10 protein-coding genes are annotated in these 15,354 nt (G+C 42.1%); 2 read left to right on the top strand and 8 right to left on the bottom strand.

Features of this window, described 5'->3' with window-relative positions:
• Positions 1-250 precede the first annotated feature (250 nt).
• A complete protein-coding gene (locus tag MKY14_RS29250) occupies positions 251-4,696 on the top strand; it encodes a DUF5057 domain-containing protein (RefSeq protein WP_340977959.1) in 4,446 nt (1,481 codons plus the stop codon).
• 70 nt (positions 4,697-4,766) lie between these two features.
• Here MKY14_RS29250 and MKY14_RS29245 read toward each other — a convergent pair whose 3' ends face one another.
• The 3 genes from MKY14_RS29245 to MKY14_RS29235 are packed head-to-tail and all read right to left on the bottom strand — an operon-like array spanning position 4,767 to position 7,696.
• Positions 4,767-6,563, bottom strand: a complete 1,797-nt coding sequence (locus MKY14_RS29245; protein WP_339245237.1) for a hypothetical protein — start codon at positions 6,561-6,563, stop codon at positions 4,767-4,769.
• A gap of 13 nt (positions 6,564-6,576) precedes the next feature.
• Complete coding sequence (locus MKY14_RS29240) at positions 6,577-7,122, bottom strand: prepilin-type N-terminal cleavage/methylation domain-containing protein (protein ID WP_339245239.1); 546 nt, start codon at positions 7,120-7,122, stop codon at positions 6,577-6,579.
• On the bottom strand, positions 7,106-7,696 hold the full coding sequence (locus MKY14_RS29235; protein WP_340977958.1) for a type II secretion system protein: 591 nt from the start codon (positions 7,694-7,696) through the stop codon (positions 7,106-7,108). Before MKY14_RS29235 ends, MKY14_RS29240 begins: the two co-directional genes overlap by 17 nt.
• A gap of 188 nt (positions 7,697-7,884) precedes the next feature.
• Here MKY14_RS29235 and MKY14_RS29230 point away from each other — a divergent pair, with 188 nt between their 5' ends.
• On the top strand, positions 7,885-8,673 hold the full coding sequence (locus tag MKY14_RS29230; protein WP_076307514.1) for an alpha/beta hydrolase: 789 nt from the start codon (positions 7,885-7,887) through the stop codon (positions 8,671-8,673).
• Between the two features lie 113 nt (positions 8,674-8,786).
• Here the strand turns inward: MKY14_RS29230 and MKY14_RS29225 are convergent, their stop codons facing one another.
• The 5 genes from MKY14_RS29225 to MKY14_RS29205 form a co-directional block, all read right to left on the bottom strand.
• A complete protein-coding gene (locus MKY14_RS29225) occupies positions 8,787-9,623 on the bottom strand; it encodes a phosphoenolpyruvate hydrolase family protein (protein WP_038573568.1) in 837 nt (278 codons plus the stop codon).
• Positions 9,624-9,666: 43 nt separating this feature from the next.
• Positions 9,667-10,875, bottom strand: coding sequence for a Tm-1-like ATP-binding domain-containing protein (locus MKY14_RS29220; protein WP_339188727.1), 1,209 nt, complete (start codon positions 10,873-10,875; stop codon positions 9,667-9,669).
• 149 nt (positions 10,876-11,024) lie between these two features.
• Positions 11,025-12,224: a phosphoenolpyruvate hydrolase family protein gene (locus MKY14_RS29215; RefSeq protein ID WP_076305766.1), complete on the bottom strand. Its 1,200-nt coding sequence runs from the start codon at positions 12,222-12,224 to the stop codon at positions 11,025-11,027.
• Positions 12,225-12,362: 138 nt separating this feature from the next.
• Entirely contained in the window at positions 12,363-13,778 is a 1,416-nt protein-coding gene (argH, locus tag MKY14_RS29210; protein WP_076305767.1) for an argininosuccinate lyase, read from the bottom strand.
• A 93-nt stretch (positions 13,779-13,871) separates the two neighbouring features.
• Complete coding sequence (locus MKY14_RS29205; protein ID WP_076305768.1) at positions 13,872-15,107, bottom strand: argininosuccinate synthase; 1,236 nt, start codon at positions 15,105-15,107, stop codon at positions 13,872-13,874.
• Positions 15,108-15,354: the final 247 nt, after the last annotated feature.

Below are 15,354 nucleotides of genomic sequence, written 5' to 3'. Positions count from 1 at the left end.
CATAAATACACCTTCCATAAATTTGTCAATTTTGAGTATTTTTCAATATAACTAGGACTTTAGTTATAATTTAATAGGTATATTTCAATAGATTTATGTTGTCTATCAATGCTGAATGTCCTAGAATGTATATAACATAGATTGGATAATTTTACAACGACACGGAATGAAAAAGGCTGTCGGAATCTAGCATATACGAGACGGAATACGACCATATCTGCCAATAGTTAACAATCAGGGAGAGATGACAATGAAACTTGCCAGTAACAAAAAAGTTTTTATTTTTACAGTAACTACCCTGCTTCTCCTTCTGCTTGTTCTGCCAATCAAAAATCACTTTATGAATGTCGATGCCAGTTCTAATGAATACCAAATTCGTATGCTGGAGGTTACAGAGAGTGGGGTTAGTGAGCTTGCGTCTCTAAAAACGGGAATATCTAACCTTACCATCGACACGATGAGTATGAAGCGCTTTGTGGCGCTGCGGGATGATCTGGACGGAAGATATGATGCGGTATATATCGGGAAGGGGACTTACAGTACAAGTGGGGTCTCCGGAAAAGATCATAATACCAAAGCAGTTATGAATGACATAACTGCCCTGAAAGCCAAAGAAATTACCGACTATTTTATTAATAAAGGACTTTACGTATTACTCAACAAAGAGCCGTTTGATACGCAAACAACTAACCAACGCGGAATATTGTACAACACCTTCAATACCTACCGGACATTAACACCAAAATCAAATGTTCTATTCTTCAATGATTCTGAGTTAAATGCCTTTATCTCCGAATTGAAAAAAAGTAATTCCACTTATTTGTCCAAAATGAAGCAAAGACCTCAACTAAACATTACTAACAAGAGTCAAATTATCGAATACGGTGCGACTGTGCCCAAGATCTATACGCCCGGCGACGAGCTCACATTCAAGTTCAATGTTTCAAATGTTAATTTAGGAACGAATCCTATACTTGTTAAGCTCTATCTGGGCTTAGATAAGTCCATAAAAATGACTGAAGATCAAGTCGTTGCTACCACGTCCTTGAGCACTTCGCCAACCGGTGAAATCAAATATAAGCTTCCTAAAACTTATTCAGGTCTATTATATTGGAAGCTAGAAGCAGTAGATTCTTTGAATCAAAAGGTTCTAAGTGATTTCACTACCGGTACTATTCAATTTAAGGGTAAGAAGACGATGGTTAATGTATTGCAGATATTACCTGATGGAAATAATGACAGCCAACTCATTAATAATGAATTAGTTATGGATTCCAGTTTTCTAAATAGTCTAGACAAAGACTACGAACTGGTTATCGATACAAAAACAATGACTCAATTCAACGATTACATTAAGAATAAGGAAAGTTCTACACCAAAATACGGTTTGAATGGCACATACGACATGCTCCTATTTGGATTCCGGGATATATACAATGAAAAAGCTCCAATTAACGAACTTTCGGCGGATGCCGTATTAAAATTCATAAATGAAACTAAACAATCTGCCATGTTCACTCACGATACTATTTATATTAATACCAGCAACAACAATAGCAGCCAATGGACGAAGAAGTTCCAAGGAATTACCGGTCAAACCACCCCTCAGACCAACTTGGGATTAAATGCTCCAAGCACATCAACATCAATTACTCCTGTGAATGATGGGTTACTCACACAATATCCTTTTAATTTAAGTGTTCAAGATGGTAGGAATACTGTAGCCAGTACACATAATCAATATTTCACCCTTGACTTAGAGGACCCCTCAGTGACCCCTTGGTACAATATCACTGGTAGTAACCGAGATAGCAATGATAGCTGGAACCATTACTATACGTATTCTAAAGGAAATGTAACTTACTCCGGAACCGGACATATCATTGGAACGTCTTATAAAAAAACTGAAGCAACGTCTTTCCCAAAGTGGGAACAAAAGTTGTTCGTAAATACAATGTACCGTGCATTTACAGGTGCTAATCATGCTCCAGAAATCACAGTGCACACACCCACTGACAACAGCATAAAGCCTTCGTATCAGAACCAACTGGTCGTCAGTTATACAGTCGATGACTGGGATTTGAAGGACAAGAACCTATTTACCAGTGTAAAGTTTAAACAAAACGACAATGTAATTGCCGGCTACATAATGAACGAGAAGGCAATTTTTTCTGGAGAGACAGTTACTCAGGCTTTTAACAACCCTCTCCCTGCAGGTGGAAATCTTCAAATCGAGATTACTGCTTGGGACAAACAAGGCGCACTCTCAACTAAAATCGTAAACGTGACTGTACAAAAGATCGATTCGAACCTCACGATTCAACGTACACAGCCTTCCGCTACTGTTGAGAAGGGTAAGCCGATTATATTTACGTACACTGTAACGCCAAACTCTGTTCCCTATCTTGCTGTTGATCCCGGTGAACAAGGAATTAATAACCTAGTGATTTCAGACGTTCAGTTTGAAGAAAAGTTCCCTCCGAATTTGGAATTTAGCGAACCTCTCCCGAATGGTATGACCAAGAGCGGTACTTTAAGCACAGGATATACTTTAAGAAAAAATCTAGGAAACATCACTTACAAGTTAACCGAGAGTAACAACGTCAAATCTTATACGCCAGAAAACAGAACTACTATCACTTTTAGTCTTACAGCAGTTCCGCAGGAAAAGAAGTTATACCTGCTAGATAATTCAAAGATTACTTATGAGGATATCCATGCTGAGATGCTTACATTTCCTGGTTCCAATGCTCCAATTACTTCACTCGGCATAGCTAATGATTATTCAATCTTTATGCTAGAGAACATTGATTTTCGAAACTTTGGATTCACCAATAACTGGCGCATAGCAGCAGGTGGGAATATACACATCAGTTCTTTTGGTGTAGGGAAATCATTAACAAATACCGATACTACTGCGACTATTGTGGCAGGAGGAAACCTGACCTTAAATGACGGTACACTGAATGGGATGGCTTATTACGGAGGTAGTATAACTGCTCCAGATTATCTCCTCAACCAAACCATGCATAAAGATAAGTTCATTAATTTCGCTGAGGTTGCGAAAGTCCTGAAAAGTCGCTCATTATCGTATGCAGCATTACCCGAGACTGCCAAACCAACAGGTCCGGAGCACACCATCACTCTAAAAGGAATTGATCCTAACCTTAACGTCTTTTATGTAACACCAATCAATGGAAATATTAAAAGTCTGAACATTAATACACCACCTAGTTCCACTACTGTTGTCAATATTCCTGGACAGAATGTAACCGTCAGCAATGGCTCCAATACCCTCGAAGGAGTGCTCAGTAATAACGTTTTATACAATTTTTATGAAGCTACTTCATTGAACCTACATGGATACAAAATCTATGGTTCAATTCTGGCTCCATTAGCAAATATATCTTTTACAGGTGATATTGTTGGCTCGGTAATCGGAAAATCCATCTCTCCATATAATGGTGGGCACAGTATTGAGTTATCTTCATTCACTGGGAATTTACCGAACCCGACACCAGTCATACGGGACCGAGTAACAATAAGCTTCTCGCCGATCTCCTTTGAAGCGATCGTTAAAGTAGCGAATATTCAACTTCAAGATACTCGGATTCGGGTAGGTAGTGAGCTGAAACTTCTACCGGTTATAACGCCTGAAGATGCAAACAATAAAGAAGTAATTTGGTTATCGATGCAGCCAGATGTTGTATCAGTTACAGAGACAGGGGTCATTACAGGTTTGAGATCCGGAGCAGCAACACTAGTAATTACGGCAAGAGATATAAGAAATGATGGAGGTAAGGTTTCTACCACTGCAATAGTAACTGTCGTTTCACCTGATTTAACTATTAAGGGAGCAGATCACGCTATAGTCGGCGAGAAAGTTTCCTTCGAAGCGAGCTATGAGCCCTTTGAAGAAACGATAACTGGCTACGAATGGTCCATCAAGCCAGGATCTAATTCAGCCGATGCAACGATAACCAAGAATCCGGATCCATACATCGGAAGTAACGCCACCTTGCAGGCTAAACGATCTGGATTTGTGACTATTGTAGCTACGGTGAACACAACCCGAAAGCCTGATGGAGCCGATACTGAAGAACTTACAATTAAAATTACTAATCCTGTTCGTGAGATAAGGATTAACGGCGATTCTTTTGTGAATATTGGAAGCGAAATTCCGTTAAATGTGTCTGTCGTTCAACCTGTAGAGAATTCCGATCCGGTTGAATACGTATGGAGCCTGGAAGGGGATGGAAGTAATTATGCGACATACGTACCTACCCCTGATAACAAAACTATAAAGTTAAAGGGCTACGTGTTTACCAAATCAGTCAAGGTCAAAGTGATTGTAAAAGGATCCTCCCCTGTTATTGAAGCCTTTAAAGAAATAGCAATTGGTGTTAAATTAACTAACCTATCATTACCCGCGCCATTCAAAATAGGAGTTGGGCCGGATAATTCCAGAGATTTATTTAATAACGGTCTTGTACTTTGGCCAGAAAGCTTAATCAAAAGTGACTTTAAAGATAAACTCCTCTGGACAAGCAGCAACACAGCCATCCTAACGGTTTCAGCAGATGGTAAAATAATCGGTCTAAAGAAAGGGAAAGCCACTATTACTGTTTCGTATATTGAAGACCCTAAAATCCAAGCCTCTGTAGAGGTAATTGTAGAGAACGAAGATCGTTACTAAAAAGGCAAAACCCCCGAGTCGCAAAGATACTGCGACTCGGGGGTTTTATATTCCACATTTATATCATTTGCTACTCCAATTGCATGTCTTCTACGCTAATATTCACTGTCTTGACACGGGGAAGTCCGGCCTTCTGATCCTCAAAGATCTGATCGTTATAAACTGCCTTAAACCGGATCAAATTGCTGTTGTTGTCTATTACAATATCATTATCTTTCCCTACAGCTGTTCCCCGTACAGCATTTATAGTAAGATTCCCCTTTGCAAAGAATCCTCCACTAAGCGAGAAAATAGATCCTACACCATATAAATCTGCATCCGAGTCTGTATAGAAAAAAGCATCTAACTTAGTAGGAGTGTTATTGAAGGCGGCCAATCGATTAATAAGTATTGGCCCACGGGAGATCAATACTAGTTCCTTACCATCCAAGCCTTGAAGTGTTGCATCTTCCACCAATGTAGTATGTTCGGGAATTCCATTAATTGTCGAGGGTTCTTTAAATACAAACATAGTGGAATCAATTTGAACGTTCCCCCGAATTTCCACCTTTCCAGTCACCAAAATATTAGCACTTATCTGTACTGGTTTTTCATTACCGTAATTATCAATGATTAAATTTCCGTCTACAATGAACCACTTACGGGATAATGTTGAGTTTTTGTCATTTACTAAATATAAAATACCCGGAAAGTCACCACTGCCGTCCAGATCCAAATCTCCTTTATAAATAACTGATTTGGTTGGATGCTTTATAATGTTTACTTTTTCATTGTATTCCTCCATCTCCTCAACAAAGTCCTCCTGAGCCTCAGGCGAATCATCCATAAGGACTGGTTTGATCAAGTCAACCTGGTCAATAGCATCAAAATTATAAAGATTCATACCTGCTAAATAAGATGCTAGTTCGCCTTCAGCAAGCTTATTCCTAATCGTAGTTCTGTCAGCCCCCGCCCCTATTGCTTCCGCTACTTTATCCACAAATGAACCCTCAACATTAACTTCTACAAACGTTCGACGGTTTCTAATTCCCACCTTATCTTGAGGGATTTTTCCTGTCATAGAGGTTACTTTAGTAATTTCAGAAGCCTTCAACTCACTTTTGCCTTCCTCTCGATATATCAGCTTATCAAGAGATTGAACATGCGCCTCACCATCTATTTCAAAGGGACTTGATACAAGTGTATGGAATTTCTTCTTATAGGTGTACTCAGCCTTGTCGCTGATAATCAGTGTATCTCCTGCATAAATATTTCCAATAATTAAAGGGGCTCCATTAATCGTAAGATTCTTTTCTGACCCTATAGTGTATTTAAGAAAATCTGGAAAAGTGTCTATAAACACCCTTTGCTTAAGGCTACGCTTGACCCCGTTAACTTCAGCCTCCGAGTTGATAGTCACTATGTATTTGACCAACTTTCCAGTTCCAATCGTTCCCTCTATTGCATATGTAACCCCATTTATCTTCCCACTTGCGTTTGCCAAACCAGTACTTGTCTTAAGGCCTGCCGAAAGTGTATCTGGAAGTGTGGTTGGAAGTGTTCCCAAAAAATTCTTTATAGACTGATCCAAGTCTTCCTGGCTCATATCTACATTATTTTCTATCTTTTTATTTAAGCTCGATGTAATATACGCCACAGCCTCATCAAGCGTTTTTTCAGCTAAGTGTAGACTTTGCACATCATTTTTACGCGTCTCCGTCCGTTGTGTACCGCCCACTGTAGCACTAAGTACACTCAGACCGAGAATAGTAAGAATCAGTACAATGAACATGACCAGTACAAGTGCCGAGCCTCTCTCTTCCTTTAAGCATTGCAAACTAGTATGAGCTATTCTGACGCGGGTAGACCGTGATGGTTGTCCTGTCATTGTGTGATTCCTCCTAAAAACCAAATTTGCTCACCATCTCCATATCATATGTCCTTCCATCGTAATGCTGAGTTAGAAGTAGTTTTATATCGACTAGTCCGCTTCTACAAGGTACATTAACATTGCAACCCGTACCATTAGAATTGGTAGAAACAATCGTAGAACCAAAAAGATCGGAATGAATTGAGGTACGAGGATCGTTTATGACACTATTAATGGTAAGTGTGGTAATGCCACCTCCCCCGCCCTCAGAAGTAACAAATTGAATAGTTCGCGTAGATATCACACCATCTGAATCCTTTATCAGATTCAATCCATCTGTTGTATTCTCCACTCTAGTAGGCCCGAATACATATAATTCATTAATGATAGATGACATAATCAAATCTGCTTCCTCACGAAGTGAGTTCTCAATCGTTATTTTATGATAGCTGCGAAAACCGAACATCATCACCATAGAAATCATTCCTGCAACCATAGCGAAGAGGGTAATTGCGGCGATCATCTCAATCAGTGTGAAGCCCTGCTGATATTTTAGGCGGTCAGCGAATCTTCTCATCCGTAATATATCCCTCCACCACCGTTGTATAAGCTGTTCCACCAGGCCCACCATTACCATTAACTTCCACCTCAACAGGTATAAGATAAGGAGCCATCTCGCTCTTGCGGGTATCTACCCCTCCACCACTGTTCTTTCCATCCTGCATCTCCTGATGTAATTGAAACTGGTATCGAATATTAATCTCATATTTAATGTTGTTAACGACTGGATTTAATACATCTGGTAAAGCTCCACCATTTACAAAAATATTGCTATAAACACATGTTATATTCGCCGTGCACTCAGAAGCCTTAATCATGGGCAGTTCCCCACCTGCATCTACAACCTTCTTATGCTCTAATGGATCTGTTACAAAAAATTCCTGCATCGCCTTAAAATCCTGCTTCTCCACATAAAACAGCGCGTTTCGCGCCAGATTGACCATAATCGTTTTGTTCTGGTTCGATTTAGAGTAACTCATGGCGTTAGTAAAGTAAGACGTAAGCACCAGAGAAACTATCGATAAAATTACAATAGCGGCCAGAACTTCGATTAACGTAAATCCTTTTTCCTGCTTTAGGCCCGGTTTCATCCTACTTTCCGCCTCTCGCCTATGAAAATACTTTTCGTATTTGCACGTTTTTCCTAAATTTTCTACTTCCATTATATTCTCTCATATCCAGCTACAGCAATCCTCAAAACCCTTATAATTCAGATATTTCTACAATATCTCTCACTTTAGGTCTATGCTATGATTTGGAAAGAGAGGAGATGAATGAAATGGCTTTAATAGAGTGCAAATTTTATTCTGAAGTACTAGGTTTGAATACCTCAATGACTGTAATTTTGCCGCAAAAAACAACTACACAAATCGGGATGAGTAATGTAACAAGAGGTGATCTTCACCCTACTTTGTATTTACTGCATGGCTTGTCTGACGATGATTCGATCTGGCTGCGCCGGACTTCCATAGAACGGTATGTAGCGGAGATGGGGATAGCTGTGGTAATGCCGAATGTGCACCGCAGTTTCTACACAGATATGGCGATGGGAGGCCGTTATTGGACCTTCATTAGTGAGGAGTTGCCGATGCTGGCGCGCTCATTTTTCCCGCTTTCCGATAAACGCGAGGAGAACTTTGTAGCCGGGTTGTCGATGGGTGGTTATGGAGCAATTAAGCTGGGACTGCGTAAACCCGAGTCTTTTGCAGCGGCAGCGAGTTTGTCTGGAGCACTTGATATGGCGCATAATTTCTTGAACGGGGAAGGTGCTACCACTAAAAGTAAAGAATACGAAATGATCTTCGGAAAAGAAGATACCGCCGGAACGCCGGAAGACCTTCTTTGGCTGCTTGAGGTAGTGAACCGCTCCACGGGACCAAAACCAGCGTTGTATCAATGCTGTGGCACAGAGGATTTCCTATATACCGATAACTTGAGATTCCGCGATGCCTGCCAGGCAACCTCACTTTCTTTAACCTATGAAGAAGGTCCGGGGACACATGAATGGGGATACTGGGATGCCAAAATCCGCGATGTGCTGGCATGGCTACCTTTAAAAAGTAACTAGCTGTACCTAATAGACAACAAAAAGATGCAGCCATAAGCTGCATCTTAATATCTGTTCTACTCAGATTGCCCTCTTCGGAGGGTTCTTTTTAATTATAAGGACGCCGAAGGCAATTATGCTTGTTTGGTGATATTTTTAAATAATCCAGTCTGTTCTGTGATTCCTTTTTCAGCAGCAAATCTTTCAATACTCGATGCACCAAAGAATCCGTCTATGCCTTCTGTCCGTTCAATTACGTACGCCGCATCTTCCGGCTCTGCAATCGGTCCACCGTGACAAATCACCATAATATCTGGATTTACTGCTTTCCCTGCTTTAATAATCGCTTCGATTCTTTCTACACAATCATCCAATGTCAGAGCGGTCTTAGCTCCAATTGTACCTTTGGTAGTCAAGCCCATATGTGCCACCAAAATATCTGCGCCTGCTTCTGCCATGGCTTTTGCTTGCTCAGGATCAAATACATAAGGAGTGGTGAGCATATCCAATTCATGCGCAGCTCTAATCATATCTACTTCTAAACCATATCCCATGCCGGTCTCTTCTAGATTCTGTCTGAACACGCCATCGATCAAACCTACGGTTGGGAAGTTTTGCACGCCGCTAAAACCTTGTTCCTTAAGTTGTTTTAAATAAACTTCCATTACTCTAAAAGGGTCCGTTCCGCATACGCCTGCCAATACAGGGGTGTTTTTAACAACAGGCAATACTTCCGAGCCCATTTCGACTACAATTTGGTTGGCATCCCCATAAGATAATAACCCTGCCAGTGATCCACGGCCTGCCATTCTGTATCTTCCTGAATTATAAACAATCAGCATATCCGCTCCGCCAGCTTCGCTGCTTTTTGCAGTAATTCCAGTGCCAGCTCCCACGCCTAAAAGAATCTTTCCATTTGCCACTTCTTCTCTAAACTTCGCCATGATTTCAGTTCTTGTATTTTTGTTCATGCGTAGCGCCTCCATTTAAATATTTATTTATCTTATAAAAGCCTTATTTGCTCATGAGATCTATTAGCTTCTGCGCTGCTGCTTCTGCAAACTCCATATCATTAATGGCACAATCCATTTCGATAACCTCGACAACATTTCTGTTTACACCATTTCTTAAGGTATCAAATAACATTTGATCTTCCTCTACCCCATAAAAAGCTTCCCCTGCAACATCAATGCCGGATATCCCTTTAAGCGGCAGCATTAACACCGTTTTCTCTTTGGCCATATTTAATTTCTCGACAAGCTTTTTGCCGATAGCTTCATTTTCTTCTACTGTTGTTCTCATCAGAGTAACTGTTGGATTGTGTTTATAAAACTTATGCCCAGCAAATTTCGCTGGTACCGTATCATAAGGACCAAAGTTGCACATATCAAGCGCGCCTACCGAGACAACCTGTGGAATATGATGTTTACCAGCAGCTTCTAACCGATGAGGTCCAGCATTCAGCACGCCGCCAATAATTTCGTCCGCCCATTCTGTTGTGGTCAGATCCAATACACCTTCAATAAAACCAGCCTCGATTAGCGCTTCCATGGACTGGCCACCTACCCCTGTTGCATGGAATACAAGCACTTCATATCCTCTAGCCTCAAGATAGTTACGGGCCGCCGTTACACATGGGGTTGTTACCCCAAACATTGTTGTAGCTACTAATGGCTTTTTCTCTATCACTTGTTTATTCTCAAATTTAAGCATACCGGCGATGGCGAAAGCTGCATTGGTAAAAATCTTTGTTGAAATAGAGTTTAGTCCAGCAACATCCACTACGGATGGCATCATGACAATATCACTAGTGCCTACATATGGAGCAGTATTCCCTGAAGCTACGGTCGAAACCATCACTTTAGGTACACCAATAGGTAATGCCCGCATACCCGGTGTTACAAGTGAAGTGCCTCCAGTGCCCCCAAAGGAGATAATTCCATCAAATTTGCCTTGCTTATATAATTCAGGTACTAATTTTTCCATACCTTTGGCTAATAATTCTGTTGCTAGTGCTCTATCTTTTTTGGCAACGAGCTCATCTATACTTACACCCGCGGCTGCTGCTACTTCTCTATTAGAGATATCCGGTGTAAAAGTGGGCTCAAACACACCTGTATGAATTGTAAATGTACCCAGCTCCAAGCTTTCCAGTAAATTTTTAATGTAGAGATATTCTTCACCCTTGGTGTCAAAAGTTCCGGCAATAGCAATCGTCTTCATTTCTTCAACCTCCTCTTCAAATATCTACAACAAGAAATATAAGGATAATGTATAATGTGAAACTTATACTTTCTTATATTAAAAAAAGCATGATCAACTTATGAGTTAATCATACTTCTTTGATTTATGGATGAAAACGCTTTTATGTCTTATGTTTTTGTGTTTATGTTAGATTTATATTGTTTTGGAGAGAACCCTTTATACTTCTTGAACATTTTGCTAAACTGCGCATAATCCTGGTATCCAACTAATGGCGCTAGCTCAGATAACTGGATAGGGTCTCTATGTAATATTTCCGCCGCCTTATCCATCCGAAATTGCACGAGATACGTTTGGAAGCTGCAGCCTACTTTTTTGGTGAACAAACTACTCAAGTAACTTCGGGATACATGTGCCACCTTAGCTAAATCTGCAAACAAGATCTCATTCCTATAATTTTGAGCTACGTATTCTTTTACAAATTCAACATAATCATAGTGCTTTGTGATGCCGTCTAACATTTTGACCATAAAATCATCTTCATCCAGCGTCCCCGACACTTTAAAAGCTTTGGTTATATTCGTAATGGACTTCTCCGAGGGAATTCTTTCAAAAGCAGAGCCCCCGATATACCCCATCAAGTTTTGATTATTGCTGTACATATATTGCACATCAATTGGCGTTTTCACCGGACCACCGTAAACCAGCTTAATTAAATCTGGCTTTAGCTCATTGCATGTATTAAATATCTTGTCCGCTTTAGCCTTGGCAGCTTCCAGAGAGAATACTTTTTTAGCGCCTAATAACCCGCCTTCTGTTAGACCTAGATGTGCACAAATAATATCCGCTCCAGCCTCAATCATCTGTGCTGCCTGGATTTCGTCAAATACAAAAGCAATGGTAAACAAATCCTTCTCATGGGCTATTCTTATGGCTTCTACTTCAAGTAGATAACCATTCCCCTCTTCTTCGAGCGCTTCTCCAAATTGACCATCTATTAAACCCACCGTGGGGTAATTATTAACGCCGGCAAAGCCTCTATTCTTTATTTCACTTATATAGGATTCCATATCTTTGGTCGGATCAGTTGCATTGAGGCCAAAAATAATAGGGATATCTCTGACCAACGGTATGATCTCTCTAGATGCAAAGTCCATCACCATATCATTGCTATTACAAAATGGTAAAATACCAGCGAGAGAGCTCCTCCCCATCTGGCGAAATTTACCCGAGTTTAACATCAGAATGAAATCAGCTCCACCCTGCTTCGCATACTTTGCCGTTATACCAGCACCGGTGGCTACTCCAATAATATGATTGCCTACTTTTAATTCCGATCTAAGCTCGTCTAGGATTTGCTCTCTGTTCATACCTACGAACCCTCCTATCCCTAACCTAAGGATAACCGTAAAGAACACTGCTAATCCAGTCATAGTTCATTTAGATAATAAAAAAAATCCCGCCTGCCACCTATAAAGGTCTGAGGCGAGATTTGATATTGATACGGTTTACAATATAGCGTCCCCGTGTTGTACAATCCATTCATTAGCTTCGTGCAATGTCAGCTCTGCCCGTTCAATTGCAGCCTTCACCTGAACGGTGGCTGTGCCGCCATAAACGTTACGAGCGTTAACTACAGCTTCCGGTTGAAGAACAGCATAGATATTCTCGTCGAACAGCGGTGAGAATTGCTTGAACTCTTCCAGCGTCAAATCCAACAAGAATTTGCCTTCGTTGATGCAGTAGAGTACCGTTTTCCCAATTACCTCATGCGCTTGGCGGAAAGGAAGCCCCTTACCTACCAAGAAGTCGGCTATATCCGTTGCATTCGAGAAATCCGTGTTCACAGCTTCACGCATACGACCTTTGTTCACCTTCATAGTGGAGATCATCGGCGCGAACAATTGCAGTGCACCAGTCAGCGTAGTAACCGTATCGAACATGCCTTCTTTGTCTTCCTGCATATCCTTGTTGTAAGCCAGTGGCAATGATTTCAGCACCGTCAGCAAGCCAATCAGGTTGCCGTAAACGCGGCCTGTTTTGCCCCGTACCAGTTCTGGTACGTCAGGGTTCTTCTTCTGCGGCATAATGCTGCTGCCTGTGCAGAAAGCATCATCCAGTTCTACAAAGCTGAACTCTGTGCTGCTCCACAGGACCAGTTCCTCACTGAGTCTGGATAGATGTGTCATGATAAGGGAAGCATTCGCCAAGAACTCCACGATGAAATCGCGGTCGCTGACAGCATCCAGACTGTTCTCATACACACTGTCAAAACCCAGTTGTTCCGCTACAAAATGACGGTCAATCGGGAAGGTCGTTCCCGCAAGCGCTCCTGCTCCGAGTGGCAGCACGTTGATCCGTTTGTAGCTGTCCGTCAGACGTTCTGCATCGCGGCGGAACATCGATACGTAAGCCAGCAAGTGATGAGCAAACAGAATCGGTTGTGCCCGTTGCAAATGCGTATAACCAGGGATGATGGTCTCCACATTGTCTTTTGCTTGTTCGATCAAAGCTTCCTGCAGCTCATGCAGCAAACTAACTAGCTCAACTACACGGCCACGTAAATAAAGGTGCATGTCCGTCGCCACTTGATCGTTACGGCTACGTCCTGTGTGCAGCTTACCACCAACTGGACCGATTTCCTCGATCAGATGTTTTTCAATATTCATATGGATGTCTTCATCCGATACTGAGAAAACGACCTCTCCAGCATTAACCTTGTCCAGCACTTTGTTCAGACCTTGTTTGATTGTTTCCACGTCTTCTTGTGGAAGGATTCCGCATTTGCCCAGCATCGTGACATGTGCCAGACTGCCTTGCACATCCTCTTTGGCCAAAGCCTTATCAAAGCCAATGGAAGCCGTATATTCCTCAACCAGCTTGTTCGTTCCTTTAGTAAACCGTCCGCCCCAAAGCTTGCTCACCTATTGTTCCTCCTCTTGGACGCCAGAGGGCCGCTCCTATCCTGACGGGAGGAACGGCCTTCGGGGTTGCCCGTTTAAGTATATGTTATCGTACTATTTAGAAGCTCCATTTACACCTGTAGAAACTTTAAGGCGCAATGCGTTCAAGTGAATAAAACCAGTGGCATCCCCTTGATCATAAGCTTGTGTAGGATCAGCTTCCATCGTTGCAATCTCAGGATTGTACAGGCTGACTGGGCTCTTCACTCCAGCGCCGATGATGTTGCCTTTGTACAGTTTAAGACGAACAGTACCCGTTACATTTTGTTGGCTCTGTGTTACAAGAGCTTGCAGTGCGATACGCTCTGGAGCGAACCAGAAACCGTTATACACCAAAGTGCTGTAACGAGTGATCAGGCTGTCACGCAGGTTCATCACTTCACGGTCCATCGTGATGGATTCCATTTTGCGATGAGCGACGAACAGGATTGTTCCACCTGGAGTCTCATACACGCCGCGGCTCTTCATGCCGACAAAGCGGTTCTCAACCATATCCACACGCCCGATACCGTGTTTACCACCTAGCTCATTGAGTTTCTCCATCACTTGAAGTGGGTTTAAGGATTCACCATTCAGGGCTACGCAGTCTCCCTTAACGAATTCGAGCTCCAAATATTCCGCTTCATCCGGAGCATCCTCAGGAGCGTTGCTCAGCAGGAACATTCCTTTGTTCTCTGGTGCACTTGGATCGAACCAAGGATCTTCCAGTACGCCGCTCTCATAGCTGATGTGCAGCAGGTTACGGTCCATCGAATACGGCTTCGCCGCAGAGGCTTGTACCGGAATATCATTAGCTTCCGCATAAGCGATCATTTCCGCACGACCTGGGAATTGATTGCGGAACTCTTCTAGACGCCAAGGTGCAATCACCTTAATGTTCGGAGCCAATGCAGCTACACCAAGCTCGAAACGGACTTGGTCGTTCCCTTTGCCTGTCGCGCCGTGCGCGATAGCCGTTGCGCCTTCAGCGATGGCGATATCTACCATGCGCTTGGCGATCAATGGACGAGCAATACTAGTTCCGAGCAAGTATTGGCCTTCATAAAGGGCACCAGATTGGAACATTGGATAGATGAAATCGCTAGCGAACTCATCGCGCAGGTCGTCAATGTATACTTTCGATGCGCCAGTAGCGAGTGCTTTTTCCTCCAAACCGTCGAGCTCTTCCTTTTGGCCGATATCAGCAGTGAAGGCAATGATCTCCGCGTCATAAGTTTCTTTAAGCCATTTTAAAATAACAGATGTATCCAATCCGCCGGAATAGGCGAGTACAATTTTTTCTTTAGCCATGGTGTGGCAACTTCCTTTCGTGTGGGCTATATAAATTAAAATAAACGTGCCTTTGCCAGCACTCTGACGATAAATCGCAATTACACTGAATATTTGGACTTCCGGTCGCTGTTATCATCAGATTTCTTTTATTTCAAACCGCATTGTGCGGATAAAATCTGATGATAAAGGCGAACGCTACGCTCCTACAGTTCCAAAAATTCCGCTCCATTACTCCATCGTCCAAAGTCTAACTTCGCCCAACATT

This window comes from Paenibacillus sp. FSL R5-0887, from assembly GCF_038002305.1.
In the GTDB taxonomy this organism is placed as follows: Bacteria; Bacillota; Bacilli; order Paenibacillales; family Paenibacillaceae; genus Paenibacillus_AQ; species Paenibacillus_AQ odorifer.
The sequence above is the reverse complement of the archived record's forward strand: the minus strand, read 5'-3'. Positions and strand labels throughout refer to the sequence as shown.

What these genes read in the sequence shown, in the direction of transcription:
- MKY14_RS29250 (WP_340977959.1), top strand. Translation starts at nt 251, where the DNA reads ATGAAACTTGCCAGTAACAAAAAAGTTTTTATTTTTACAGTAACTACC.
- MKY14_RS29245 (WP_339245237.1), bottom strand. Translation starts at nt 6,563, where the DNA reads ATGACAGGACAACCATCACGGTCTACCCGCGTCAGAATAGCTCATACT.
- MKY14_RS29240 (WP_339245239.1), bottom strand. Translation starts at nt 7,122, where the DNA reads ATGAGAAGATTCGCTGACCGCCTAAAATATCAGCAGGGCTTCACACTG.
- MKY14_RS29235 (WP_340977958.1), bottom strand. Translation starts at nt 7,696, where the DNA reads ATGAAACCGGGCCTAAAGCAGGAAAAAGGATTTACGTTAATCGAAGTT.
- MKY14_RS29230 (WP_076307514.1), top strand. Translation starts at nt 7,885, where the DNA reads ATGGCTTTAATAGAGTGCAAATTTTATTCTGAAGTACTAGGTTTGAAT.
- MKY14_RS29225 (WP_038573568.1), bottom strand. Translation starts at nt 9,623, where the DNA reads ATGAACAAAAATACAAGAACTGAAATCATGGCGAAGTTTAGAGAAGAA.
- MKY14_RS29220 (WP_339188727.1), bottom strand. Translation starts at nt 10,875, where the DNA reads ATGAAGACGATTGCTATTGCCGGAACTTTTGACACCAAGGGTGAAGAA.
- MKY14_RS29215 (WP_076305766.1), bottom strand. Translation starts at nt 12,224, where the DNA reads ATGAACAGAGAGCAAATCCTAGACGAGCTTAGATCGGAATTAAAAGTA.
- MKY14_RS29205 (WP_076305768.1), bottom strand. Translation starts at nt 15,107, where the DNA reads ATGGCTAAAGAAAAAATTGTACTCGCCTATTCCGGCGGATTGGATACA.